The 23,406-nt window shown below is 70.7% G+C and carries 21 protein-coding genes; 11 read left to right on the top strand and 10 right to left on the bottom strand.

Going from position 1 to position 23,406, the window contains the following annotated elements; all coding sequences use genetic code 11:
* Positions 1-11: 11 nt before the first annotated feature.
* The 4 genes from ABZ796_RS05375 to ABZ796_RS05360 are packed head-to-tail and all read right to left on the bottom strand — an operon-like array spanning position 12 to position 3,667.
* Positions 12-554, bottom strand: a complete 543-nt coding sequence (locus tag ABZ796_RS05375) for an HIT domain-containing protein (RefSeq protein ID WP_357335235.1) — start codon at positions 552-554, stop codon at positions 12-14.
* Positions 555-594: 40 nt separating this feature from the next.
* Positions 595-1,914, bottom strand: coding sequence for an MFS transporter (locus tag ABZ796_RS05370; RefSeq protein WP_357335203.1), 1,320 nt, complete (start codon positions 1,912-1,914; stop codon positions 595-597).
* Positions 1,911-2,558 (bottom strand): polysaccharide deacetylase family protein, encoded by a 648-nt coding sequence (locus ABZ796_RS05365; RefSeq protein WP_357335201.1) that lies wholly within the window; start codon positions 2,556-2,558, stop codon positions 1,911-1,913. The genes ABZ796_RS05370 and ABZ796_RS05365 overlap by 4 nt, the downstream gene beginning before the upstream one ends.
* Positions 2,555-3,667 carry a glycosyltransferase gene (locus ABZ796_RS05360; RefSeq protein ID WP_357335197.1) on the bottom strand — a complete coding sequence of 371 codons (1,113 nt, stop codon included), beginning with the start codon at positions 3,665-3,667 and terminating at the stop codon, positions 2,555-2,557. Before ABZ796_RS05360 ends, ABZ796_RS05365 begins: the two co-directional genes overlap by 4 nt.
* A gap of 91 nt (positions 3,668-3,758) precedes the next feature.
* Here ABZ796_RS05360 and ABZ796_RS05355 point away from each other — a divergent pair, with 91 nt between their 5' ends.
* From ABZ796_RS05355 to ABZ796_RS05340, 4 genes are read left to right on the top strand one after another with little or no spacing between them, the layout of a single operon-like run.
* A complete protein-coding gene (locus ABZ796_RS05355; RefSeq protein ID WP_357335195.1) occupies positions 3,759-5,282 on the top strand; it encodes a hypothetical protein in 1,524 nt (507 codons plus the stop codon).
* Positions 5,279-5,965 carry a response regulator transcription factor gene (locus ABZ796_RS05350; protein ID WP_357335194.1) on the top strand — a complete coding sequence of 229 codons (687 nt, stop codon included), beginning with the start codon at positions 5,279-5,281 and terminating at the stop codon, positions 5,963-5,965. Before ABZ796_RS05355 ends, ABZ796_RS05350 begins: the two co-directional genes overlap by 4 nt.
* Positions 5,962-7,401, top strand: a complete 1,440-nt coding sequence (locus ABZ796_RS05345) for an ATP-binding protein (RefSeq protein WP_357335192.1) — start codon at positions 5,962-5,964, stop codon at positions 7,399-7,401. The genes ABZ796_RS05350 and ABZ796_RS05345 overlap by 4 nt, the downstream gene beginning before the upstream one ends.
* A gap of 35 nt (positions 7,402-7,436) precedes the next feature.
* On the top strand, positions 7,437-8,204 hold the full coding sequence (locus ABZ796_RS05340; protein ID WP_357335190.1) for a polyprenol monophosphomannose synthase: 768 nt from the start codon (positions 7,437-7,439) through the stop codon (positions 8,202-8,204).
* On the opposite strand, the gene ABZ796_RS05335 is transcribed toward ABZ796_RS05340, so the two are convergent.
* The 5 genes from ABZ796_RS05335 to ABZ796_RS05315 all read right to left on the bottom strand — a co-directional run bounded on the left by ABZ796_RS05335 (position 8,194) and on the right by ABZ796_RS05315 (position 13,654).
* Positions 8,194-9,255 (bottom strand): M36 family metallopeptidase, encoded by a 1,062-nt coding sequence (locus tag ABZ796_RS05335; protein WP_357335189.1) that lies wholly within the window; start codon positions 9,253-9,255, stop codon positions 8,194-8,196. The genes ABZ796_RS05340 and ABZ796_RS05335 overlap by 11 nt on opposite strands.
* 48 nt (positions 9,256-9,303) lie before the next feature.
* The gene (locus ABZ796_RS05330; protein ID WP_357335188.1) at positions 9,304-10,011 is read right to left on the bottom strand and encodes a TetR/AcrR family transcriptional regulator; all 708 of its coding nucleotides are present in this window, start codon (positions 10,009-10,011) and stop codon (positions 9,304-9,306) included.
* A gap of 55 nt (positions 10,012-10,066) precedes the next feature.
* The gene (locus ABZ796_RS05325) at positions 10,067-11,749 is read right to left on the bottom strand and encodes an FAD-dependent oxidoreductase (protein ID WP_357335186.1); all 1,683 of its coding nucleotides are present in this window, start codon (positions 11,747-11,749) and stop codon (positions 10,067-10,069) included.
* A 36-nt stretch (positions 11,750-11,785) separates the two neighbouring features.
* The gene (locus ABZ796_RS05320) at positions 11,786-12,781 is read right to left on the bottom strand and encodes a diiron oxygenase (protein ID WP_357335185.1); all 996 of its coding nucleotides are present in this window, start codon (positions 12,779-12,781) and stop codon (positions 11,786-11,788) included.
* Positions 12,782-12,907: 126 nt separating this feature from the next.
* Positions 12,908-13,654, bottom strand: a complete 747-nt coding sequence (locus tag ABZ796_RS05315; protein WP_357335183.1) for an IclR family transcriptional regulator C-terminal domain-containing protein — start codon at positions 13,652-13,654, stop codon at positions 12,908-12,910.
* Between the two features lie 113 nt (positions 13,655-13,767).
* Between ABZ796_RS05315 and ABZ796_RS05310 the strand changes: the two genes are divergently transcribed.
* The 5 genes from ABZ796_RS05310 to ABZ796_RS05290 are packed head-to-tail and all read left to right on the top strand — an operon-like array spanning position 13,768 to position 18,864.
* On the top strand, positions 13,768-15,030 hold the full coding sequence (locus ABZ796_RS05310) for an aromatic ring-hydroxylating dioxygenase subunit alpha (RefSeq protein WP_357335181.1): 1,263 nt from the start codon (positions 13,768-13,770) through the stop codon (positions 15,028-15,030).
* Positions 15,030-15,494: a nuclear transport factor 2 family protein gene (locus ABZ796_RS05305; RefSeq protein ID WP_357335180.1), complete on the top strand. Its 465-nt coding sequence runs from the start codon at positions 15,030-15,032 to the stop codon at positions 15,492-15,494. The genes ABZ796_RS05310 and ABZ796_RS05305 overlap by 1 nt, the downstream gene beginning before the upstream one ends.
* A 2-nt stretch (positions 15,495-15,496) precedes the next feature.
* Positions 15,497-16,456 (top strand): 4-hydroxythreonine-4-phosphate dehydrogenase PdxA, encoded by a 960-nt coding sequence (locus ABZ796_RS05300; RefSeq protein ID WP_357335178.1) that lies wholly within the window; start codon positions 15,497-15,499, stop codon positions 16,454-16,456.
* Complete coding sequence (locus ABZ796_RS05295; RefSeq protein ID WP_357335177.1) at positions 16,456-17,460, top strand: 2Fe-2S iron-sulfur cluster-binding protein; 1,005 nt, start codon at positions 16,456-16,458, stop codon at positions 17,458-17,460. The genes ABZ796_RS05300 and ABZ796_RS05295 overlap by 1 nt, the downstream gene beginning before the upstream one ends.
* Before the next feature lie 27 nt (positions 17,461-17,487).
* Positions 17,488-18,864 (top strand): MFS transporter, encoded by a 1,377-nt coding sequence (locus ABZ796_RS05290; RefSeq protein ID WP_357335175.1) that lies wholly within the window; start codon positions 17,488-17,490, stop codon positions 18,862-18,864.
* 71 nt (positions 18,865-18,935) lie between these two features.
* On the opposite strand, the gene thrS is transcribed toward ABZ796_RS05290, so the two are convergent.
* On the bottom strand, positions 18,936-20,924 hold the full coding sequence (gene thrS / locus ABZ796_RS05285; protein WP_357335174.1) for a threonine--tRNA ligase: 1,989 nt from the start codon (positions 20,922-20,924) through the stop codon (positions 18,936-18,938).
* A 214-nt stretch (positions 20,925-21,138) separates the two neighbouring features.
* Between thrS and ABZ796_RS05280 the strand changes: the two genes are divergently transcribed.
* A complete protein-coding gene (locus ABZ796_RS05280; RefSeq protein WP_357335172.1) occupies positions 21,139-22,137 on the top strand; it encodes a hypothetical protein in 999 nt (332 codons plus the stop codon).
* Positions 22,138-22,163: 26 nt separating this feature from the next.
* Entirely contained in the window at positions 22,164-23,318 is a 1,155-nt protein-coding gene (locus tag ABZ796_RS05275) for a zinc-binding dehydrogenase (RefSeq protein ID WP_357335170.1), read from the top strand.
* Positions 23,319-23,406: the final 88 nt, after the last annotated feature.

Raw genomic sequence — 23,406 nt, 5'->3', positions numbered from 1 at the left:
GCAGCTAGATGCTAGGCCGACGCCCACGCTTGCGCGAGCAGGTCGCGGGTGTCGGTCAGGAGCTGGGGCAGGGTCTTGGTGCGGCCGATGATCGGCATGAAGTTCTGGTCGCCGACCCAGCGGGGCACGATGTGCTGGTGCAGGTGGGCGGCGATGCCGGCGCCGCCCGCGGTGCCCTGGTTCATCCCGATGTTGAAGCCCTCGGCGCGCGAGACGCCGGCGAGGGTGCGTACGGCCTGCTTGGTCAGCACCGCCATCTCGGCGGCCTCCTCGTCGGTGGTCTCGACGTAGCCGGCGACGTGACGGTAGGGGCAGACCATCATGTGGCCCGGGGCGTACGGGTAGAGGTTGAGCACCACGAAGCACGTCTCGCCTCGGTGGACGACCAGGCCCTCGGCGTCATCGAGCGTCGGCACCCGGCAGAACGGGCACTTCGTCTCCGAGGGGTCGGTGGGCTTGTTCTCCCCGCGGATGTACGCCATCCGGTAAGGCGTCCACAGCCGCTCCAGACCGTCGCCCTCGCCGATGCCGTCCTGGGTGAGCACCCCGTCCATCTCTGTCACGCGGCAAACACTACTTAACCCCCTCACCGAGTCATTCGGCCGCTTCCCCGCCCGGTACCGCGCCCCGGCGACGGGTGACGTGAAGGAGCAGCGCGAAGGCGGCGACCTGCAGCCCGCCGATCACCCCGGCCAGGACCGGGACGTGACCGGTGACCAGGGCACCGGCGAGGCCACCGCCGACGAGCGCGCCGAGGCCCTGGACGGCGGCGAAGACCCCGTAGGCCGTGGCCCGGCGAGGCGCGGGGACGAGGTCGGCGACGTACGCCTTGACCGTCGAGTCCTGGATGCCGTAGGCCACGCCCCACACCACGACCCCGGCCAGCACCAGCCAGAGCTGGGAGGCGAAGACGCACAACGGCACCAGAGCGACGAGCACCGGGACGACCAGGAGCACCCGGCTGCCCCGGCGGTCGAAGAGATGGCCGGTGCCGAGCGCGGCGACGGCCTCGACCGCCATCGCCAGGGCGTAGACGAGGGGGACGGCGGCCGCGAGGAGAAGACCGTCCTCGACCATCCGGAAGGAGATGACGCCGAACGTCATCAGGCCGGCGGTCATCAGCGCGGCGGCCAGGGAGAAGAGGTGGAACGTACGCGGCAGGTCACTGCCCGTCACGGCCCGGCCGATCGCCGCGAGCGCGCTCGGCGAACGCCCTGCCGGGTCGGCACCTGTCGCGGTCTTGAGCTCGGTCTCGGTCTCGGGCTCGGGCTCGGGCTCGGTCACGATCGGCGCCCGGCGGCGCAGCTGGGCCAGCAGCAGGAGCGAGATCGCACCAGGGATGGCCAGCAGGGCGAAGCCCGGCCAGATCAGCCCGGTCGCGGCGGCGACCCCGGCGAGCAGGAGCGGGCCGGAGAAGGCCCCGACCTGGTCCAAGGCCTTGTGGACGGCGAACCCCTTGCCCCGGCCGGTGGAGGTGGCCATCCGCGCCAGCAGGGCCGACTTGGCCGGGCTCCGGACCGCCTTCCCGGTGCGCTCCAGCAGGATCAGGGTCGTGGCGACCGCGAGCCCGGCGCCGCCGAGGAACGGCGCGACCGCGAGCAGCGGGACGCAGACCGCCGTCATGGCGTAGCCGAGCACGGTCAGCCGCCAGTGGTTGTGGCTCCGGTCGGCCCATACGCCGGTCACCAGCCGCAGCACGAGCGCGATGCCCTCGCCGGCACCGGTGATCAGGCCGACGGTCAGCGCGGACGCGCCCAGGCTGCCGAGGAACGGCCCGGCCATCGCCCGCATGCCCTCGTAGACCATGTCGGCGCAGAGACTGACGAGGCCGAAGGCGAAGACCGTACGCCACGGGGTCCAGGTCCTGGGCCCGACGGCGGGTGCGGTGTCGTGGCCGGGCGATGTCTGCGTCACGTGGATCCATTCTCGCAGGGAACCTCGCGCCAGTGCTCACCCAGGGTGCCGACGTTCGCGGAGGCCAGCGGACCGGCCAGCAGCTGCTCGGTCGCGGCCAGCGTACGCCGCCAGTCACCGTGCGGCGCGTGGAGGTCGGTGTCGTGCAGCAGGATCGTTCCGCCGGGCCGCAGCGTACGCAGGACGGTCGCGACCACGGTGTCGGGTGAGGCCGCTCGCTCCCACTCGCGTCCCCAGGCCGTCCACAGCACGGGGGTCAGGCCGAGGGCCCGGCAGGCCAGGACGGCCTCGCCGCTGGGCACCCCGTACGGCGGCCGGTACCAGGTGACCTGCTCGCCGCTGATGTCCTCGACGACGTCGCGCGCCCGGCGGATCCCGCGGGTCAGCCTGGTGGGCGGCAGCGCCAGGGTGCAGCGGTGCGTCCAGCCGTGGATCGCCAGCTCGTGCCCTTCCCTGGTGATCCGCCGGATCAGCTCGGGGTGGTCGGCGGCCTGGGAGCCCAGGACGAAGAAGGTCGCCCTCCGGCCGTAGGCGGCGAGGAGGTCGAGGAACGCTGGTGTGCTGGCCGGGTCGGGCCCGTCGTCGAAGGTGAGCGCGATGTGGGATCCACCGCCGGCTCCCCGGGCGGCCGCGATCCGGCTCATGCCGCCACCTCCGTGGGGACGTGTCCGGTGAGCAGATCGAGGAGCTCGGGTGCGTCCACGGGCAGGAAGCTGCGCCGCGGAGCGAGCCCGGCGCCGGTGAGGAACCGCGCGAGATCCGCGGAGGTGCGGGCCCACGGGATCAGGCCGGCGGCCTCCAGGTTGGCCGAGTTGGCGACTCCGTGGCCCGGCAGGGGCCGGTAGGTGACCACCGGCGTACCGGAGGCCAGCGCCTCCAGCGAGGTGAACCCGCCGGCATTCTGCACGACGCAGTCGCAGGCGCTCATCAGCGCCGGGATGTCATCACGCCAGCCGAGCGCGACGACGCCCGGCATCCGGGACAGACGGCGACGCAGCCTGGTGTCGGTGCCGCACAGCACGACCGGCGTCATCCGACCGTCGGCGAGGAGGTCGCGCGCGGTGGCCTCCAGCCGTCCCATGCCCAGCGAGCCACCGGTGACCAGGGCCCAGGGTCCGGCGATGTCACCGGGCCTCGGCTCCTGGCGGGGAGCGCCCAGCACCGCCGGCAGCTCCGGGATGAGCGGCCGCACGACCTCCGTACGCCCGCCCCACCGTCGTGCCTCGGCCGCCGCGACCTCGTGGATCGCGAGGTTGAGATCGACGCCGGCGTGGATCCACAGCGGGTGGACGGAGGTGTCGGTGAGGTAGGTGACCACGGGAGCGGCGAGCGCGCCGGTCACGCGGGCGTGCCCGAGCGCCTGGGCACCGAACGGATGCGTGGTGAGGACCAGGTCGCAGCCACGCGTGGCCTCGACGATCCGGGCGGCGGTCGCGGCGAGGAGCCGGGTCACGATCCGGTACGCAGCGTGGTCCGGTTCGAGCAGCCGCAGGGTGGCCCCCCAGGAGCCGGGCCGGCGCCGGAGCTGGGCGTAGTAGACGCGCCGCAGGAGCGGGCCGAGCCGGAACGGTAGCAGGGTCACGACGTCGTGGATCTCGACGTCGCAGCCCGCGGCCGTCAGGACACGCGCGATCTCGCGAGCAGCGGAGTTGTGACCGGCGCCGTAGCTGCCGGTGATCACCGCGACCCGGGGCGTCCCCGGGGCGAGGGCGAGCAGCGGCACCGCCGCGATGGGCATGGTCTGAGTCGTCATGGCGGTGAGGATGGCTCCGTGCGGATGAAGGCTCGATGAAGCCCGATCCGCCTTCATCGAGCCTTCATGCAGGTCTTCCTAGCGTGCGAGTGTGACTCTTCCCGTCAGCTGGCCGACGGCACCCGCGACCCCGGCGACCGTCCCACCCGTACGCGCCCGGCGGTGGGCGACGGCCGGCGTCGTCCTCGCGATGCTGGTCGCGACGGCGGCGTGGCTGCCGTTCCTCGACCGGCCGTTGACGGCGGACGAGAGCGGGTTCCTGATGGTCGCGCAGCAGTGGCGGCCGGGGCACTCGTTGTACGGCGATCTCTGGGTCGACCGGCCGCCGCTGCTGCTCTGGCTGTTCACCGTGGCGGGGCACCTCGGCCCGAACGCTGCGACGACGACCGGGTTCGTCGCGCCGGGGGTCAAGGTCCTCGGCGCCCTGGCCGGCGGGCTCTCGGTGGGTCTGGCCGGTGTCCTGGCCGGCCAGGTCGCGCCCTCCGGCCGAGGCCGGCGTACGGCTGTCGTACTGGCCGTGGCGCTGTTGTGCAGTCCCCTGCTCGGGATGCCGGAGGTCGACGGCGAGCTGCTCGCGGTCCCGTTCGTCCTGGCCGGGCTGGTGTGCCTGATCGCGAGCCTGCGCGGAGGGTGGGGATGGCGCACGGGCGGCCTCGCGGCCACCGCCGGAGCGGCCGGGATGGCCGCGGCGCTGGTCAAGCAGAACGTCGTCGACGTCTTCGTGTTCGCCGCCGTCCTCGTGGTGGTCTCGTACGGGCGGGTCCCTTGGCTCGGGAGCCGCGTCGCCGCGGTCGCCGGCGGCGCGCTCACGGTGCTCGGCGCGGTGCTCGCCGGAGCCTGGAGGCAGGGCACCTCGGTCACCGGAGTGTGGGAGGCCGTCGTGCTCTTCCGCGGCCGGGCCGCCCAGGTGATCGACGCCTCGGCCTCCACCGCGACCCCGGTACGCGGGGCCGAGCTCGCCGCCGCAGCGGTCGCGTCCGGCGCGGCCGTGGTGCTCGTGGTAGCGGCAGCGGCGCTCGTGCAGAACCACAGCCGTCTCGCCTGGCCCGCGCTCGCCCTGGTTGCCTGGGAGGCGTTCGGGATCGTCGTCGGCGGCAGCTACTGGCTGCACTACCTGACCGGCATCGTCCCCGGTCTGGTGCTGCTGGTGGCCCTCGCCCGGCCATGGTCCGAGCGGGCACTGTCCCGGGCCGTGGCCTTCACCGTCGCGGCCACCGTCACCGTGTGGACCTACTGGGCGGTCGCCGCGGACCCGCCCTCGCCCGAGGCACAGGTCTCGACCTATCTGCGCGAGCACACGCACAGCCCCTCCGACGGCGTGGTGGTCGGGTTCGGGCATGCCGAGATCGTCGCGGCAAGCGGCCTGCACAGCCCCTATGAGAACCTGTGGAGCCTTCCGGTCCGGGTCCGCGACCCGCACCTGGCCCGGCTGCGCAGCGCGCTGGCCGGACCGTCGGCTCCCCGGTGGGTCGTCGTCGACGGCGGCAGCCTCGACACGTGGGGCCTGGACGCCGACAACGCGCAGCAGTACCTCATGCGGCACTACGTTGAACGGGTGGGCTACGACAACTGGCACATCTGGGAGCGCCGGAGCGGCGAGGTGACGAGGCGATGAGGATCCTGGTCGCCGAGGACGACGTCCGCCTGGCCGGCCTGCTCGAGCAGTCGCTGGCCGAGGCCGGCTGGCAGGTCGACGTCGCCCACAACGGGCGGGTCGCCTACGAGCGCCTGCTGAGCGACGCCGGCTACGACGTCGCCCTCCTGGACTGGATGCTGCCCGGCCTCGACGGCGTCACCGTCGCCCGGCGGCTGCGCGACCTCGGGCTGGCGACGCCGATCCTCATGCTCACCGCCCGCGGCGACGTACGCGACCGGATCAACGGCCTCGACGCCGGGGCCGACGACTACCTGCCCAAGCCCTTCGACCTCGACGAGCTCCTGGCCCGGCTGCGCGCGCTCTACCGGCGAGGCGGTTTCAGCGGCGAGGCACCCGCCCAGATCGGTGACCTGGTGGTCGATCCCGGCGCGCGCCGGGTCACCCGTGGCGGCGTCGAGATCACCCTGTCCACCCGGGAGTTCGACATCCTCTATCTGCTCGCCTCGCACGCCGGGCAGGTGGTCACCCGGCTGCGGATCCTCGATGAGGTCTGGGACGGCGAGACCGACCTGCGCAGCAACGTCATCGACGTCCACGTCGCCGCCATCCGCGGCAAGATCGACAAGCCGTTCGGCACCAACACGATCACCACCCTGCGCGGAGCCGGCTACCGCCTCGAGACCGCGCCGCCGAACCGATGAGCACGCTGACCGTACGCCTCTCCCGGCTGCCGCTGCGGGTACGCCTCGTCGCCGGCTTCTCCGCCGCGAGCCTCGTCGTCCTGGTCGCCGCCGGGATCTTCGTCTACTGGCGCGTCGACTACGCGCTGGACCGTGGCCTCGACACCGAGCTCACCCAGGCCCGCCACGCGCTCGAGCCGCTGGTCGGCGCCGACGGCCGGGTCCGCAGCCGGTCCGCGGCCGACGCCACCGGTGTTCCCTGGCAGGTGCTGGGCGCGGACGGCACCGTCATCGACCGCGGGGGCGCCGCGGGGACCACTCCCCTGGTGGCCGCATCCCGGCTGGACCGGGTGACCACGACGCCGCGCACCTTCAACGTCGGTGACTTCCTGCCCGTCTCGGCCGAGCCCTACCGGCTGCAGGTGGTCCGGCTCTCGACCTCGCCGCGGCGCTACCTGCTGGTCGGGGTGCGGCGCGACCACCGCGACGAGGCGCTGCGCGAGCTCCTCGTGCAGCTCACGCTCGCCGGGCTCGGCGCCCTGTGCATCACCGCGCTGGTCGGCGACCGGCTGGCCCGCGCCGCCCTGCGCCCGGTCGAGCGCTACCGGCGTCAGGCCGCCGCGATCACCGCCGGCAACACGAGTCTTCGGCTCGACGTGCCGCCCCAGCGCGACGACGAGATCACCCGCCTGGGCGACACCTTCAACGACATGCTCACCAGCCTCGAGGCCGCGCTGGACCGGGAGCGACAGTTCGTCACCGAGGCCAGCCACGAGCTGCGTACGCCGATCACGCTGCTGACCAGCCGGATCCAGCTGGCGCTGCGCCGTCCCCGCAGCGCGGTCGAGCACGAGCGCATCCTGACCGAGCTCATGGTGGACCTGGACCGGCTCGCCACGCTCTCGGAGCAGCTGCTCCAGATCGGTCGTGCCGAGGGCAGCCACGCGGCTGGGCACGCCGACCTGGTGACCGTCACGGTGCGTACGATCAACCAGCGCCGTCTCGCCGATCCCGACCACGCCGGCAGCCTCGCCGTGACGCTCCCCGAAGGACCCGTGCCCGTGCCCGTGCCGATGGCGGACTTCGAGCTGGAGCGGGTGCTCAGCAACCTGCTCGACAACGCCTCGACGCACGGCGCCCCACCCGTGCAGGTGAGCGTGGACGAGCCGGCCACGGGATGGGCGCGGCTGACGGTTGCGGACGCCGGCCACGGGATGCCACCCGCGCTGCTGACCACGGCGACGCAGCGTTTCGCCCGCGCCGAGGAGGCGCGCGCACGGCCCGGCTCGGGACTGGGCCTGTCCCTGGTCGGCACGCTCGTCGCTCGCGCCGGCGGTGAGCTGAGGCTGTGCCACGACGGGCGCCACGCCACGTACGGCTCCCCCGCTCCGCTCGCGTGCACCCACGGACCGGAGATGACGGTCACCGTGCTCCTGCCGACCGATCGCACCGGTTAATCCGTCCTTCACGTCCGGATCCGTACGGTCCACTCATGCGCTGCGTCATCATCGTGCCGACCTTCAACGAGGCGGCCACCCTCCCCACGCTGCTCTCGAGCCTCGAGACCGTCCGGGCCACCACCGGCCGGGCGAGTATCGACGTCCTGGTCGTCGACGACGACAGCCCGGACGGCACCGCGGCCCTGGTCGAGGCGCACGAGGGGTTCGGCGACTGGCTCGCCCTGCTCGGCCGTACGTCCAAGGACGGTCTGGGGGCGGCGTACCGGGCCGGTTTCGCCGCGGCCGTGGCCGGTGGCTACGACGCGATCGTCCAGATGGACGCCGACGGCTCCCACCCCGCGACGGAGATCCCGGCCATGCTCGCGCTGCTGCGCACCCACGACGTCGTCCTCGGGTCCCGGTACGTCCCGGGCGGCGCCACCGAGAACTGGCCGCTGCGCCGCCGGGCGCTGTCCTGGTGCGCCAACGCCTACGCCCGCCGCGTGCTGGGGCTGTCGACGCGCGACACGACCGCCGGGTTCCGCGCGTGGCGTATCGACGCGCTGGTCCGGGCCGGCGTCCTGCGGACGACGTCGACCGGCTACGGCTTCCAGGTGGAGAACACCTGGCGCTGCGAACGACTCGGGCTGCGGGTCGCCGAGCATCCGATCACGTTCACCGAGCGCACCGCCGGGGCGTCCAAGATGAGCGCCGAGGTGGCCCGCGAGGCCGCCGTCATGGTGGTGCGGTGGCGGCTCGCGGAGCTCACCTCGGCCCGGCCGCTCCCGGTGGGTGCGACCGGTGCGATGCTCAGAAGGTGATCCCCCGGGCGGCGAACCGGTCGCGGACCAGGTCTGCGGCGGCCTGGCCGTCGCGAGCTGCTGCGGCGGCGTACGTCTCGGCGGCCGCGGCCTGGAAGCTGGTGTCCGGCGCGTAGGAGAACTGCGAGTAGATCAGGGTGGTGTCCCAGTCGCGGGTGGAGAGACCGAGGGCCTGGTAGCCCTCGCGGATCTCCCACAGCGCCTGGCTCCAGATCTGGCCGTCGTAGTGCACCTGGTTGCGGCGGTCCTCGAGGGTCAGGTCGAGGTGGAAGCTGCGGATGCAGTGCGGGGCGTCGGTGTAGGAGGTCGAGTCCCAGTCCATCGGGCAGGACGGGTCGGCGGCGACCGGCCAGCCGTACTCCGAGGCGGCGTCGAGGCCGACCGTGACCGCGAGGTAGTCGCCGAACGACTCCCCGATCGCGCCGGCGTCCAGGCTGCTGCCGTAGCCGGGCACCTGGCTGGCGTGGACGGCGTGGCCGTACTCGTGGACGATCACCTCGGCGTCCTCGGCGTCGTCGACACCACCCTTGCCCAGCCGGATCCGGTAGGGCTTGTCGGTCTGGTAGGAGTTGTCGCCGCCGTACTGGTTGATCTTGACCGAGAACGGCTCGTTCAGGACGCCCGGGAGCTTCTCCCCGAAGCCGAGGGTGTGCAGGTAGGTCTGCGCGCGGGTGACCCAGAAGTAGCCCATGACCTGCTCGAACTGGTCCTGGTGGCGGTCGTAGGAGAAGCTGTTGGTGGTCGAGCGCGCGGGTGTGCCGGTGCTGGACTCGACGACCGCGTAGTCGCCGCGGAGGTAGCCCGAGCCGTCCAGGTGGGTCAGCGGCACCTCGGCGTAGGCGCTGTCCGGCACGGCGCTCGCGGCGTCCTTCTGGTCGGTCAGGTCCTGGTCGTTGCTGGACTGGACCGGGTTGACCATGAAGACGCGGGCGGTGCCCGCCGACGAGCCGCTGCCCGGGGCGGCGGTGGCCGGGATCAGCGGGACGGCGAGCCCGGCGGTGGCCGCCAGGCCGGCGGTGACGGCGATCGAGAGTCTGCGCAGGTGGGGCATGGTCTTCTCCTGGACTGAACGGCCGTACGGCCGGGTGATACCGGGAGGTTATACCGCGAGGATGTCCTTGGACAGGAGTTCTTCCAGAGGAAGGTCGGGGTCGAGCTCGATCCCGAACCCGCGCGCGTGGCCGTCGATGACGAACCAGATCGACTGGGCGGTGAGCCGCTCCAGCGTCTCGGCGGGCAGGCGCTCACCGGTGCGGGTCAGCCACCGGCGTACGGCACCGAAGACCGCGCCGACGAGACCGTAGATCAGCGGGTCCAGCGCCTCGGCCTCCTCCTCGGTGGGTTGACCCCCGAGGGCGATCACGGCGGTGCCGACGATCGCCGCGATCCGGCCGGCGAGCTGCTCCATCCCCTGCTGGAACGGGCCGTCGTCGCCGCCGTCGATGTCATGGTCGGCGGCGAGGTGGAGCGCCGGATGGGCCCGGGCCCAGCGGACGTAGGTGCCGATGATCCGCTCGATGATCTGCGGCACGGTGCCGTCGAGGGTGATCCCGGGCATGAGGCCGGACCAGAGCCCGTCGAGGATCGCCTGCTGCACGGCACGGTCGAGATCGGCGCGGTCCTCGAAGTGGCGGTAGATGACCGTGCGCGACAGCCCGGCGCGCGCCGCGATCTGCTGCACCTGGACGTCGGCGCCGGGCTCACCGGCCTCGATCACCGCGATGGCGGCATCGATGATCTGCTGGCGGCGCTGCTCGTTGTGCTTGCTCCACCGATCCTGCCGACCATCGCGCTTCTCTCCGGCCACCCGCGTCTCCCCCTGCTCCCGTGCTCCCCGAACTCAACCCGGTGTCGAGAGCGTCTCAGCGCTCCTTGCGACGCCCCAGAGCGTATCGGGGTTTCCGCGACTTCGCGGCGATGCCCCGCATCTCCTCGACATCGGTGATCTTCACCCGCGGGCGGCCGGACTCGGCGCCGCGCCGCTTCTCCTCACGGTCGATCGCCTGCCAGCCGGCCAGGTCGACCATGCCGGGCTGGCGGCTGCGTACGATCGCGGAGATCTCGCGGGCGTCGCCGACCGGGGCCGGGACCCGGTCCGCGTCGAGGTCGTCGAGCACCTGCTCGACCGTCTCCTCGGCGTCGGACTTGTTGGTGCCGATGAAACCGTTGGGACCGCGCTTGACCCAGCCTGCGACGTAGACGCCCGGGAGCACCCGGCCGCGCTCGTTGGGGACGGTGCCGGTGGCGGCGTCGTAGGGAAGGTCGGCCACGGGCAGGCCCCTGTAGCCGACCGCACGAAGCATCATCCCGGTCTCGAGGACCTCGGTCTCGCCGGTGGCGATCGCCCGGACGACACCGTTCTCGTCACGCTCGAGACGGTTGCGACCCACCTCGACCCCGGTCACCCGGTCCTCGCCCAGCACGCGCACCGGCGAGCTGAGGAAGCGGAGCACGATGGTACGCAGCTCCGGACGCACCTCACGGCCGGCGAGCTCGCGCAGCAGGCGGACGGTCGTCTCGCCCCCGGTCAGCGCCTCCTCGAGCGGGACGTCCCCGGTGTCCACCACGACGTTGACGCCGGTGTGACCCATCAGCCCGACCAGCTCGGGCACGGTGAAGGCCGCCTCCCCGGGCCCCCTGCGCCCGAGGACGACGACCTCCCGCACCGCGCTGTCACGCAGGACCGCCAGCGGCCCCTCGGCGATGTCGGTGCCGGCCAGCCGCTCGGGGTCCTCGGCGAGGATCCGGGCGCAGTCGAGCGCCACGTTGCCGTTGCCGACCAGGACGACCCGACCCGAGGGGATCGACTCGGCGTCGAGGTGGATGGGCAGGTCCTGCTTGTCCGGGTGGCCGTTGTACCAGCCGACGAAGTCGGTCGCGCTGAGCGAGCCGGGCAGGTCGTCGCCCTCGATCCCGAGCGGCCGGTCGCTGGCCGCACCGACGGTGTAGACCACCGCGTGGTAGCGCGCGGTCAGCTCGGCGTGGGAGACGTCCTTGCCGACCTCGACGCCCAGGAAGTAGCGGAACCCGGGCTGCGACTCGATCTGCGCGAAGAGCCGCTCGACCTGCTTGGTGTTCTGGTGGTCGGGCGCGACACCGGCCCGGACCAGGCCGTACGGCGTCGGCAGCCGGTCGAAGACGTCGACGCTGATCTCGGGGTGCTTGAGCAACTCGTCGGCGGCGTACATCCCGGCCGGCCCGGCGCCGACGACCGCGACCCGGAACGGTCCGGTGCGGGTCAGGCGGCGCTGGGGGTGGACCAGGGCGAGCGGGGTGCGATCGGAGTGCGGAAAGACCTCGAAGTACTCCGCGTTGATCGCCAGGAACGGCGTCTGAGCGGCGCTCAGGGTCGTGTGCGGGACGATCGCGTCGGCCGGGCAGGCCGTGACGCAGGCTCCGCAGTCGACGCAGCTCTTGGCATCGACGTAGAGCATCTCGGCCTCACCGAAGCCGGGCTCGCCCGGGGCGGGGTGGATGCAGTTGACCGGGCAGGCGACGACGCACGAGGCGTCGGCACAGCACGACTGGGTGACGACGTGAGGCACTGGTGACTACCGTTCTAGGGCAACGGGCTGAGGGGATCAGTAGGACGCCGCGCGCGGCTCGGCGCGGAAGCGCGAGGCGCGCCCGTCGATGCCGGTCAGCTTCCACAGCAGCTTGGCCGGTCCCTTGCGGATGCCGAGGTTGTCGGCCAGGAGGCGTACGTCACCGAAGAGGTCACGCAGCAGCTTCTCGGACTCCTCCGAGTTCCACCAGATCTCCTTGGCGACCTCGTCCGGGATGCCCATGTCGTAGCGGGCCTGCTTGCTCGGGACCATGATCACGTCGCAGAGCAGGCGCATGATGACCGGGAACAGATAGGCCAGCAGGGTCTTCTTCACCCGACCGAGCTCGGGCACGTGCTGCTCGAGGTACTGGTGGGCGAAGCCGATGTGGCGCGCCTCCTCGGCGATGTGGATCTGCATCACGCGGTTGGCCACCGGGTGGCTGCCGCCGGCGCGCATCGCGCCCTTCTGCAGGTGGTCGATCGGCTCCTCACCGGCGAGGATGCCGGTGAAGAACGCCTCCGGGAAGAACGCACCCGCTGAGGCCATGAAGGGCACCAGGACCTTGAAGTAGGTAGGCGCGCCCGCCACGTCGGGGTTCACCCGGTTGACGAGCTCCTGGAACATCTGGGTGTGGTGGGTCTCCTCGGTCACCTCGTGAGTCGCGTAGCGGAACTCCGGGTTGTTGTTCTTCGACCAGACCAGGTGGTTCATGACGCCGCCGATGAGCAGCTGCTCGAACTGCAGACCGACCTTGGCGACCTGCGCCCAGCGGTACATCCCGATCTCGATCTGGCGCTCCTTGGACAGCGCCTTGTACCAAGGGTGGGCACCGATCTCGTCGGCGTCGTTGAGGATCCAGCGCTCGTCGTCAGGCAGCACCGCGAGGTCGTCGGAGTCCCAGTCGATGTCCTTGAACGGGTCGAAGCGCACCTCTACCGAGGCCTCGGACAGCGTGCGAAGCGTGTCGAGGTAGTCCTGCTTGCCCTGGCGGACGTACCCAGTGGACTTCTCATCCTGAACGGCGGTCATGACGATCGCTCCTTCACCGTTGAGTTCTACGTTGAGCTACTGACGACGTGACCCACGTTACCCGGACACGCGTCCCGATAACAAGAGTACGCGCGACGGAGTGTCACATCTAAATGTGCGCCGGCGTCAGAGCTGCCGACCCAGCTGCTCGGCATGCCGGAGCAGGGCCTCGCCGCACCGGCTCCGGAACTCCACCACGTCCAGGCGCGCCACCGCCGCACTGACCGAGATCGACGCCACCGTGACCCCGCGCGCATCCTTGACCGGCACCGCCAGCGCGAACAGCCCGATCTCGAGCTCCTCGTCGCTGACCGCGACCCCCTCGCGCCGGACGTCCTCGATCCGCTCGCGCAACCGCGCGTGATCGAGGACCGTCCGAGACGTACGCGCCACCAGCTCGACCCGCTCGAGATAGGCGTCGAGGCCCTGATCGTCGAGACCGGCCAGCAGGGCATGTCCGGTCGCCGAGGCATACAGCGGCAGCCGCGCCCCGACCCGTACCCCGGCGTCGAAGACACGCGCCACCTCGCTACGAGCCACGAAGAGGGACTCGTCGCCCTCCATCACAGCGAGCGAGACCGACTCGTCCAACGCCTCTCGCAGGGCCGTGAGATGGGGTCGTGCCAACTGCGGGAGGGGCACCGCATCCGCGTAGATCGCTCCGAGCCGGAGCACCCGCGGGGTCGGGCTGAAGAACTTCTCGTCAAAGGTCAGATAGCCCGCCTCGACCAAGGTCATCAAGCAACGCCGAGCCGCCGCACGGCTGAGCCCTGTCGCCCGCGCGGCATCGCTGATCGTCAGCCTCGGCGACTCCCGGCCGAACGCCTCCAGCACCGCCAGGCCCTTGGCCAGCCCGGCCATTCCCTCGCTCATGACGTCGTCCCTTCTTGACACCTGTGACAAAAACCACTTTGGTATGTCATGTTCGGAAAACATACATGTGTTCGCTATCCGAACGCAAGCGAAATGTCTTAACAGGAGGACGGATGTCAGAGGCGACCACCACCATGGCCGCACGCGAGTGGCCCCAGGCGCTCAGCAAGGTTCCCTACTGGGTGTTCCAGGACGCGGATGTCTACCGCGCCGAGCAGCAGAACATCTTCCACGGCCCGTTCTGGAGCTACCTCTGCCTCGAGGCCGAGCTAGGTGAGCCCGGCGACTACTGCGCAACCTTCATCGGCGAACAGCCGGTGCTGGTGACCCGCGACTTCGACGGCGAGATCTACGCCTTCGAGAACCGCTGCGCACACCGTGGCTCCCTCATCGCGATGGACCACTACGGCCACGCCAAGGACTTCACCTGCGTTTACCACGCCTGGACCTACAACCTCCAGGGCGACCTGACCGGCGTCGCCTTCGAGGAGGGCATCAACGGCAAGGGCGGGATGGGCTCGGACTTCTGCAAGAAGGCGCACAGCCCCCGCAGGCTCCGGCTCGCCAACGTCCACGGCCTGATCTTCGGCAGCCTCGACAACGACGTCCCCGACATCGAGGACTACCTCGGCCAGGAGATCCTGGACCGCATCGAGCGTGTCCTCGGCGGCCGCAAGCCGGTGGTGCTGGGTCGCTTCACCCAGAACCTGCCGAACAACTGGAAGCTCTACATCGAGAACGTCAAGGACTCCTACCACGCGAGCATCCTGCACCTGTTCTTCACCACCTTCGGGCTCAACAAGCTGAACCAGAAGGGCGGCATCGTCGTCTCGGAGAGCGGCGCCCACCACGTCAGCTGGTCCGCGATCAACCGTGAGGCCGAGTCCGGCGAGCACTACAAGGACCAGAAGATCCGCTCCGACTCCGAGTACCAGCTCGAGGACCCCTCGCTGGTCGACAGCTTCAGCGAGGTCGGCGACGACATCACCCTGCAGATCCTCTCGGTCTACCCCGGCTTCGTGCTGCAGCAGATCCAGAACTCGATCGCTGTACGCCAGGTGCTGCCGACCGGCGTCGACACGACCGACCTCCACTGGACCTACCTCGGCTTCGAGGAGGACACCGAGGAGCAGCAGCTGGTCCGGATGAAGCAGTCCAACCTGGTCGGCCCGGCCGGGTACGTCTCGATGGAGGACGGCGCCATCGGCGGTTTCGTCCAGCGCGGCATCGCCGGCGCCAGCGGCGAGTTCGCCACCGTCCAGATGGGCGGCCAGGAAGCGGTCTCCAGCGAGAGCCGGGTCACCGAGGCCTCCATCCGGGGCTTCTGGAAGGTCTACCGCGAGGCCATGGGATTCAGCATCGAGGAGAGCAAGTGATGGACGCCTTCACCCTGATCAGTCGCGCCCAGGGCAGCTATGTCCGCTCGATCGACGACGGCCCCATCGAGGACTGGCCCGAGCACTTCACCGACGACACCTTCTACAAGGTGACCACCGCCGACAACCACCGTCGCGGCCTGCCGGCCGGTGTCATCTGGGCGAACAACAAGGCGATGCTCAAGGACCGCATCTCCGCGCTCAAGGAAGCCAACATCTACGAGCCGCACTCCTACCGCCACCTGCTCGGGCAGCCGGCGATCCTCGAAGAGAGCGAGGACGGGGCCACCAGCGAGACCTCCTTCCTGGTCGTCCGGATCACCGGCAGCGGCCCGACCGACGTCTTCGCCAGCGGCCGCTACCTCGACGAGCACGTCTTCGTCGACGGCAAGGCCCTGCTGAAGAAGCGCGTCGTGGTCTGCGACAGCACCCGCACCGACACTCTCCTGGTGCTGCCGCTGTGAGCGTGTCCCCCAGGCTCCTGCTCACCACCGGCGACCCGTTCGGGATCGGCCCGGAGATCGCGATGAAGGCGGTCGCCGAGCTCGGCTCCGCCGCACCGGTCGTCGTCGGCGACCGGTGCGCGCTCGAAGGGCCGGCCGCCGCGTACGGGATCGAGCTGCGTACGGCCGACCCCGGGCGCCTCCCCGAGGCCGGAGTGTGCGACCTAATCGACGTCGGCGCGCTGACCTCCGACCAGCTCAGGGTGGGCGAGGTACGTCCCGAGGCGGGTGCCGCCACGATCGCGTACGCGCACACCGCCGTGGGGCTGGCCACGGCGGGCGGCTACCGCGGGATCGTCGCCGGCCCGCACTCGGAGTCCGCGGTGCACGCGGCGGGGATCGGCTTCGCCGGCTACCCGCCGCTCGTCGCCGAGCTGACCGGCACCCCCGAGGACCAGGTCTTCCTGATGCTCGTCGGAGGCGGTCTGCGGATGGCCCATGTCACCTTGCACCTGTCCATGGCCGAGTCGCTCGAGCGGCTCAGCGTCGACCTGGTGGCCTCCGCCGGCCGGGCGCTCCACCGGGCACTGGAGTCGATGGGCACCCCCGCCCCTCGGCTGGGCATGTTCGGCATCAACTGTCATGCCGGCGAGGGCGGGCTCTTCGGTGAGAACGACCTGACGGTCTCCGGACCGGCGGCCGAGAAGCTGCGCGGCGAGGGCATCGACATCACCGACCCGACCGGGGCCGACGTACTTCTCGGCGACCCTCAGTGCGACGGCTACCTGGCGATGTACCACGACCAGGGACACATCCCGGTCAAGCTGCTCGCCGGCCGCACCGCCGCGGCGGTCACCATCGGCGCCGGTGTGCCGTTCTCCAGCGTCGGGCACGGCCCGGCATTCGACATCGCCGGACAGGGCGTCGCCGACCCCTCGGCCCTGCTGTCCGCGCTCAGCCTGTTCACCCCGAAGGAGGCGTGATGACGCACACGATCAGCGTCGCCGACACCGACATCTCGTTCACTGCCGAGGAGGGCCAGTCCATCCTCGACGCGGCAGAGACCGCCGGCTGGGCGATCCCCTACTCCTGCCGCAAAGGCGTCTGCGCGACCTGCGAGGGCACCCTCAACGCCGGCGCGCTGGACACCCCGAACCAGGGAGTGGTCTGCGGCCCGGCCGACAAGGTGCAGTTCTGCCGTGCCAAGCCGACCGGCGACGTCGAGATCACGCCCAGGCGGATCCAGGAGAGCACGCCACCGGTTCGCAAGAAGCTCACCACCGCCGTCTTCAAGATCAAGCCGGCAACCGACGGGATCACGATCCTGGACCTGCGCTACCCGATCGGACGGCGTACGCCGTTCAAGGCCGGCCAGTTCGTCAACATCATCCTGCCCGACGGAGACACCCGGCCCTACTCGATGGCCAACAGCCCGCAGCACAACGATGCGCTGCAGCTGCACATCCGGCACGAGCCGGGTGGTGCCTTCTCCGACAAGATCCTCTCCTACCTCGAGTTCCACGACGAGGTGGAGATCGAGGCCCCGTTCGGCGAGTTCCATGTCGCCGACGGGGACTCCCCCATCATCCTGCTCGCCACCGGCACCGGCTTCGCACCGATGCGGTCGATCATCCTCGACCACATCGCCCGACGCCTGAACCGCCCCATTCACCTCTACTGGGGTGGTCGCACCGCTGCTGACCTCTACGACGCCGACACGGTCCGCACGTTGACGCAGCGCTACGAGTGGCTCACCTTCACCCCCGTCGTCTCGCGCCCCGACTCCAGCTGGACGGGCGCGACGGGGTGGGTGCAGGACGCCCTGCTGGCCGACTACCCGGACCTGGACCAGCACGACGTGTACGCCTGCGGCAGCGAGGCCATGACCATCGCCGCCGTCAACGCACTGATCACGGAGCGCAGCTTCGATCCCGAGCGCTTCCACGCAGACGCATTCGTGTCCTCGGGCGCCGCGAACGCGTCCTGAACTCCTCCGAGCTTCCGAAGGGTCCACATGTCAGCAACAACAACCACGGGCGGGGGCGCCGTACGTCTCCCCGACTTCGTCGACTCCCGACGTACCGGCCGCTTTCAGGGAGGCACCGTCCTGCTCTGCGGTCTGGTGATGTTCCTCGACGGGTTCGACACCCAGGCGATCAACTACATGGCCCCGGCCATCAGCGCCGACTGGGGTCTGGAGAAGGCCGATCTCGGCCCGATCTTCTCGGCCGCCCTCGTCGGGCTGATGATCGGCTACCTGCTGGTCGCACCGCTCTCGGACAGGTTCGGCCACAAGCGGCTGGTGCTCGGCGGGGTCCTCCTCTTCGCGCTCACCACCCTCGGCTCGGTGTGGGTGCAGAACGAGGCCCAACTGCTGGTGATGCGCCTGATCACCGGCATCGGCCTCGGCGCGGCGACACCCAGCACGATCGCGCTCACCGCCGAGTTCAGCCCGAAGAAGGTGCGCGCCAGCTTCGTGCTCGCCATCTACTGCGGGTTCTCCCTCGGCTTCGTCGCGGCCAACTACGTCGCGGACTGGCTGATCCCGGCCCACGGCTGGCGCTCGGTCTTTCTCGTCGGCGCGCTCGCCCCGCTCCTGCTCACGGTCATCCTGGCCTGGCGGCTGCCCGAGTCGCTGACCTTCCTGGCCCGGCGTGAGCGCCACGCGGCGGCGTACGCGCTGTGCCGCAAGATCGACCGCGACCTTCCCGTGGTCAGCGCGCCGCGGGTGGAGAGCGAGTCGGAGGCGCAGGGCAAGCAGGTCAGGCTCCGTGAGGTCGTCGGCGGCGGACAGCTGCTCGGAACCGTCCTGCTCTGGCTGGTCTTCGCCCTGAACCTGGCCATGTTCTACGGCCTGCAGAGCTGGATGCCCACCATCTTGACCGAGCAGGGCTACTCCAGCTCGACCCTGGCCACCGCGGCCTCGATGACCACCATCGGCGGCATCGCGATCGCCTTCGTGGTCGGCCCGGCCATGGACCGGCTGGGGGCGTTCGGTGCGCTCAGCACGCTCTACTTCGTCGGCTGCGGGTTCCTGACGATCATGAGCCTCGCTCTCGGCGCCCCCGTGTGGGTGCTGCTGATCGCTATCTTCCTCACCGGCTGCTCGGTCAGCGGCGGGCAGAAGAGCGTGATCGCGCTCGCGGCAGTGTTCTACCCCGCCGAGGTCCGTTCCACCGGCGTCGGCTGGGCGCTCGGGATCGGTCGGGTCGGCGGCATCGTCGGCCCGATGATCGTCGGCGCCATGCTCGCCGGCGGCTGGAGCGCCGAGCAGTTCTTCCTCGCCATGGCGGTCCCCTCCGCGGTGTGCGGGGCCCTGGTCCTCTATCTGGGCGTACGCGCCAAGGCGAGGGCCAAGGCGCAGGTCTCTGCGGAGACAGCGGCGGCGTAGGCCTCCCCCGATGACGATCGGCCCCTGGTGCGGAGCACCAGGGGCCGATCGTCATCGAAGCGTCGCGCTGATCAGACCTGCTCGTGGGACTCCACGGCAGCGACGATCCGCTCGATGGCCTCCTCGACCGGGATGCCGTTCTCCTGGTGGCCGTCGCGGTAGCGGAAGCTGACCGCGCCCTTCTCGACGTCCTCGCCACCGGCGATCAGCATGAACGGGATCTTCTGGAGCTGGGCGTTGCGGATCTTCTTCTGGAAGCGGTCGTCGGACTCGTCGACCTCGACCCGGATGCCCTTGGCCTTCAGCTTGGCGGCGACCTCGTAGAGGTAGTCGTCGAACGCGTCGGCGACCGGGATGCCGACGACCTGGACCGGGGCGAGCCACGGCGGCATCGCACCGGCGTAGTGCTCGACCAGCACACCCAGGAACCGCTCGATCGAGCCGAACTTCGCCGAGTGGATCATCACCGGCTGCTGGCGGGTGCCGTCGGCGGCCTGGTACTCCAGGTTGAACCGGTCGGCGGCCGGCTGGTTGAAGTCGTACTGGACCGTGCCCATCTGCCAGGTCCGGCCGATCGCGTCCTTGGCCTGGACGGAGATCTTGGGTCCGTAGAACGCCGCGCCGCCCGGGTCGGGGACGAGGTCGAGACCGGTCTCGGACGCGACGTCCTCGAGGATCTTGGTGGCCTCGGCCCAGTCTTCGTCGCTGCCGACGAACTTGTCCTTGTTGGAGTCGTCGCGGGTCGACATCTCCAGGTAGAAGTCGTCGAGACCGAAGTCCTTGAGAACGGTCAGCATGAAGTCGAGCAGGTGCTTGACCTCGGCCGGTGCCTGCTCCTTGGTGCAGTAGGAGTGGGAGTCGTCCTGGGCGAAGCCGCGCACACGGGTGAGCCCGTGGATGACGCCCGACTTCTCGTTGCGGTAGACCGACCCGAACTCGAACAGGCGCAGCGGCAGCTCGCGGTAGGAGCGCCCGCGCGAACGGAAGATCAGGTTGTGCATCGGGCAGTTCATCGCCTTCAGGCGGTAGTCCTGGCCGTCCACGTCCAGCGCCGGGAACATGCCGTCGCCGTAGTAGGGCAGGTGACCCGAGGTGTGGAAGAGCTGCTCGCGCGCGATGTGCGGGGTGCCGACGTACTCGAAGCCGTGCTCGATGTGCTTGGCGCGTACGTAGTCCTCCATCTCCCGCTTGATGATCCCGCCCTTGGGGTGGAAGACCGGGAGGCCGGAGCCGATCTCGTCGGGGAAGGAGAACAGGTCGAGCTCGCGGCCGAGCTTGCGGTGGTCGCGGCGCTCGGCCTCCTCGATCCGGGCCAGGTGGGCGTCGAGCGCCTCCTTGGACTCCCAGGCGGTGCCGTAGATGCGCTGGAGCTGCTTGTTCTTCTCGTCGCCACGCCAGTACGCCGCGGCGCTGCGCATCAGCTTGAAGGCCGGGATCCGCTTGGTGGTGGGCAAATGCGGGCCGCGGCAGAGGTCCTTCCACGCGATCTCGCCGTTGCGGTCGAGGTTGTCGTAGATGGTCAGCTCGCCACCGCCGACCTCCGCGCTGGCCCCTTCGGCAGCGTCGGCAGCCGAGCCCTTGAGGCCGATCAGCTCGAGCTTGTAGGGCTCGTCGGCCAGCTCGACGCGGGCGTCGTCGTCGGTGGTGACCCGGCGGGAGAACTTCTGGTTGGCCTTGATGATCTTCTTCATCCGGGACTCGATCTTGGCGAGGTCCTCGGGCACGAACGGGGTCTCGACGTCGAAGTCGTAGTAGAACCCGTCGGTGACCGGCGGGCCGATGCCGAGCTTGGCCTCCGGGAAGAGCTCCTGCACCGCCTGCGCCATCACGTGCGCCGTCGAGTGGCGCAGGATGTCGTGGCCGTCCTTGGAGTCGATCAGGACACCCTCGACCTCGTCGCCGTCGACCAGCTCGTAGGAGAGGTCCTTGAGGTCCTCCCCGACCCGCGCGGCGATCACATCGGGGATGTCCGCGAAGAGCTCCCATGCCTTCGTGCCCGTAGTGACCGCCCGCTCCTCGCGCCCGTCGGGGGTGAGTACGGCGATCTTGATCTCGGACACGGATGCTCCTGTGGGTTCCAGTGATGTGTGGACCGCGGTGCTCGCGCGGCGTTCCGATCGTATCCGTCGCCGACGGCGTACTGCGAATGGGTGAACCCGTGTCAGATACGGTCGGCGAGCAGCCTCTTTCGTACGCCTCAGGGGTTCGCGGGAACCCGTGGGGGCATGCGACTAGACTTCCGGCACCCTCCCAGACTCTGATGTGAAAGGCCTCGTGCTCCCCACCACCGGCCCCAAGTCCCGTCTCATCGACCCGTCCCGCCGGGTCCTCAGGCTGAAGCGACGTACGTTCGTCGCGACCGTCCTGATCACCCTGGGCCTCGGCGCGCTGGCGATGCCGTTCCCGGCCACCGTCGTGGCGCAGCAGGCCGCCGACCGGTGGAACAGCGGGCAGTGGGCGGAGGTGAGCGTGGTGGAGCGGTGCGACTTCGACAGCGCCACCGGCGAGATCCTCTCCTGCCGGGGCCGATGGAGCGTCGACGGCGAGCGGGTCACCGGAAGCATCCACGGCACCCTGCGCGACATCGGCCGCGACCCCGACCCGTCGAAGGCGACCTTCCGGATGTGGGTGGTCGACTCCGACGCCTACGGAGAGCATGCGATCAACCCGTGGCCGGCCCGCATCCTCGGGATGGGTCGTGACCCGGTGCTCTGGGGCGGGATCGCGCTCATCGTGCTCGGGCTGGTCGTGCTGCCGCGGCGGCGGGCGTGGCTGCGTACGCCCGGCGAGGAGACGCTCACCGAGGACCTCGGGATCCGGCTGAGCACCCACCCCGCGCACGGACGGGCGTGGCTGGTGCCAGTCGGGCTGGTCCTCGGCCCGGCGCTCATCGCGCTCGGCGCCTGGATGGCCACCCGACCACACTGGCCGACGGTGCTCGTGGTGGCCGGGTGCCTGGTCGCGCTCACCGGGCTGATCCTCGGGTTCCGGCTGGCCTGGCTCGGACTGCAGCGCCCGGTCGCGGTGGACCTCGGGCTCTACGAGGGCGGTCTCGTCCTGGAGCATGCCCGACACACCGATGTCATCCTCTGGGAGGACGTGACCGGCATCGACACCGGTGTGGTCGACGAGCGCAGGGCCAACCCGCGCATCGACGTCACCCTGCACCTGATCACCGGCACCGCGCTGCGGCTGCCGCGCGTCGACCACGTGCACTCGCTCACCGCGCACCTGCACCGGATCACCTCCGCCGGATCGCTCCCGCCGGGGTGAGCCGGAGTGAGGTAGCGTCGGCGCCGATGACACAGATGCGCGCAACCGTGGTCCACAAGGGCGAGCTCTCGGTGCAGTCGGTGCCACGCCCGGAGCCCGGGCCGGGACAGCTGCTGATCAAGGTGCTGCGCGCCGGGATCTGCGGCTCCGACCTGCACGTGCGCGAGCACGCCGAGGAGCTCAACGAGGTCGTCACCGAGATCGGCTACACCACGGCGATGACGCCCGAGCAGGAGATCGTGCTGGGGCACGAGATCCTCGGCTCGGTGGTCGCCTACGGCCCCGAGACCCGCGGTCGCTGGGAGCCGGGCACCTCGGTGGCGGCGCTGCCGGTGCTGCGTACCGACGGCGCGATCCACATGGTCGGCTTCGACGTCGACTCCCCCGGCGGCTTCGCGGAGTACACCGTGGTCCAGGAGGCGTTCACCTTCCCCGTCCCCGACGACGTGGACCCCGACCGGGCGGTCTTCACCGAGCCCCTGGCGGTCGCCTTCCACGCCGTACGCCGCGGCGCGGTCTCCGCACGGCGCCCGGCCGTGGTGATCGGCTGCGGTCCGATCGGGCTCGCCGTCATCCTCATGCTCAAGGCGCAGGGGGTGAAGACGGTGGTCGCCTCCGACCTCTCCCCCGCGCGTCGCGCGCTCGCGGTGCAGTGCGGCGCCGACGTGGTCGTCGACCCGCGCGAGTCCTCGCCCTGGGACGCCTACAGGCAGCGCGGTCCGGTGGGCTCGCTGACCGACTACCTGGGCTTCGGGATCGACGCGATGCAGGTCGTGCGCCGCATCCCGCTGCTCCCCTGGGAGACGGTGCTGCTCAACGCCGACCGCCTCGGGCAGTCGCCGACCGGTCCGGTCGTCTTCGAGTGCGTCGGGGTGCCCGGGATGCTCGAGCAGATCATGACCGCGGCGCCGCTGCACACGCGCGTCGTGGTGGTCGGGGTGTGCATGGAGCCGGACACGATCCGGCCGGCGATCGCGATCCACAAGGAGATCGACCTGCGGTTCGTCTTCGGCTACGACCCGGCGGAGTTCGCGCGCACGCTGGAGCTGATCGCCGGCGGGAAGGTCGACCCCTCGCCACTGCACACCGGCACCGTCGGGCTCGACGGCGTCGCCCAGGCCTTCTCGGATCTGGCCGACCCGGAGACGCACGCAAAGATCCTCGTCGACCCCTGGGCGTGACGCGAGCCACAGTATCGAGGATGCTGGTGGACGGGTCACCTACCGGTAGTATCTGATCCATCAGCGGCCCGTTCCGGTCTTGCCCCCG

The organism is Nocardioides sp. NPDC047086 (assembly GCF_040643685.1).
Classification (GTDB): Bacteria; Actinomycetota; Actinomycetes; order Propionibacteriales; family Nocardioidaceae; genus Nocardioides.
Note: the sequence above shows the minus strand (reverse complement) of the source record. Positions and strands in the feature narration are given on the sequence as shown.

Coding starts and splice junctions, on each gene's coding strand:
- ABZ796_RS05375 (WP_357335235.1), bottom strand. CDS start 554: ATGGACGGGGTGCTCACCCAGGACGGCATCGGCGAGGGCGACGGTCTG.
- ABZ796_RS05365 (WP_357335201.1), bottom strand. CDS start 2,558: ATGAGCCGGATCGCGGCCGCCCGGGGAGCCGGCGGTGGATCCCACATC.
- ABZ796_RS05360 (WP_357335197.1), bottom strand. CDS start 3,667: ATGACGACTCAGACCATGCCCATCGCGGCGGTGCCGCTGCTCGCCCTC.
- ABZ796_RS05350 (WP_357335194.1), top strand. CDS start 5,279: ATGAGGATCCTGGTCGCCGAGGACGACGTCCGCCTGGCCGGCCTGCTC.
- ABZ796_RS05345 (WP_357335192.1), top strand. CDS start 5,962: ATGAGCACGCTGACCGTACGCCTCTCCCGGCTGCCGCTGCGGGTACGC.
- ABZ796_RS05340 (WP_357335190.1), top strand. CDS start 7,437: ATGCGCTGCGTCATCATCGTGCCGACCTTCAACGAGGCGGCCACCCTC.
- ABZ796_RS05335 (WP_357335189.1), bottom strand. CDS start 9,255: ATGCCCCACCTGCGCAGACTCTCGATCGCCGTCACCGCCGGCCTGGCG.
- ABZ796_RS05320 (WP_357335185.1), bottom strand. CDS start 12,781: ATGACCGCCGTTCAGGATGAGAAGTCCACTGGGTACGTCCGCCAGGGC.
- ABZ796_RS05315 (WP_357335183.1), bottom strand. CDS start 13,654: ATGAGCGAGGGAATGGCCGGGCTGGCCAAGGGCCTGGCGGTGCTGGAG.
- ABZ796_RS05310 (WP_357335181.1), top strand. CDS start 13,768: ATGTCAGAGGCGACCACCACCATGGCCGCACGCGAGTGGCCCCAGGCG.
- ABZ796_RS05305 (WP_357335180.1), top strand. CDS start 15,030: ATGGACGCCTTCACCCTGATCAGTCGCGCCCAGGGCAGCTATGTCCGC.
- ABZ796_RS05295 (WP_357335177.1), top strand. CDS start 16,456: ATGACGCACACGATCAGCGTCGCCGACACCGACATCTCGTTCACTGCC.
- ABZ796_RS05290 (WP_357335175.1), top strand. CDS start 17,488: ATGTCAGCAACAACAACCACGGGCGGGGGCGCCGTACGTCTCCCCGAC.
- ABZ796_RS05275 (WP_357335170.1), top strand. CDS start 22,164: ATGACACAGATGCGCGCAACCGTGGTCCACAAGGGCGAGCTCTCGGTG.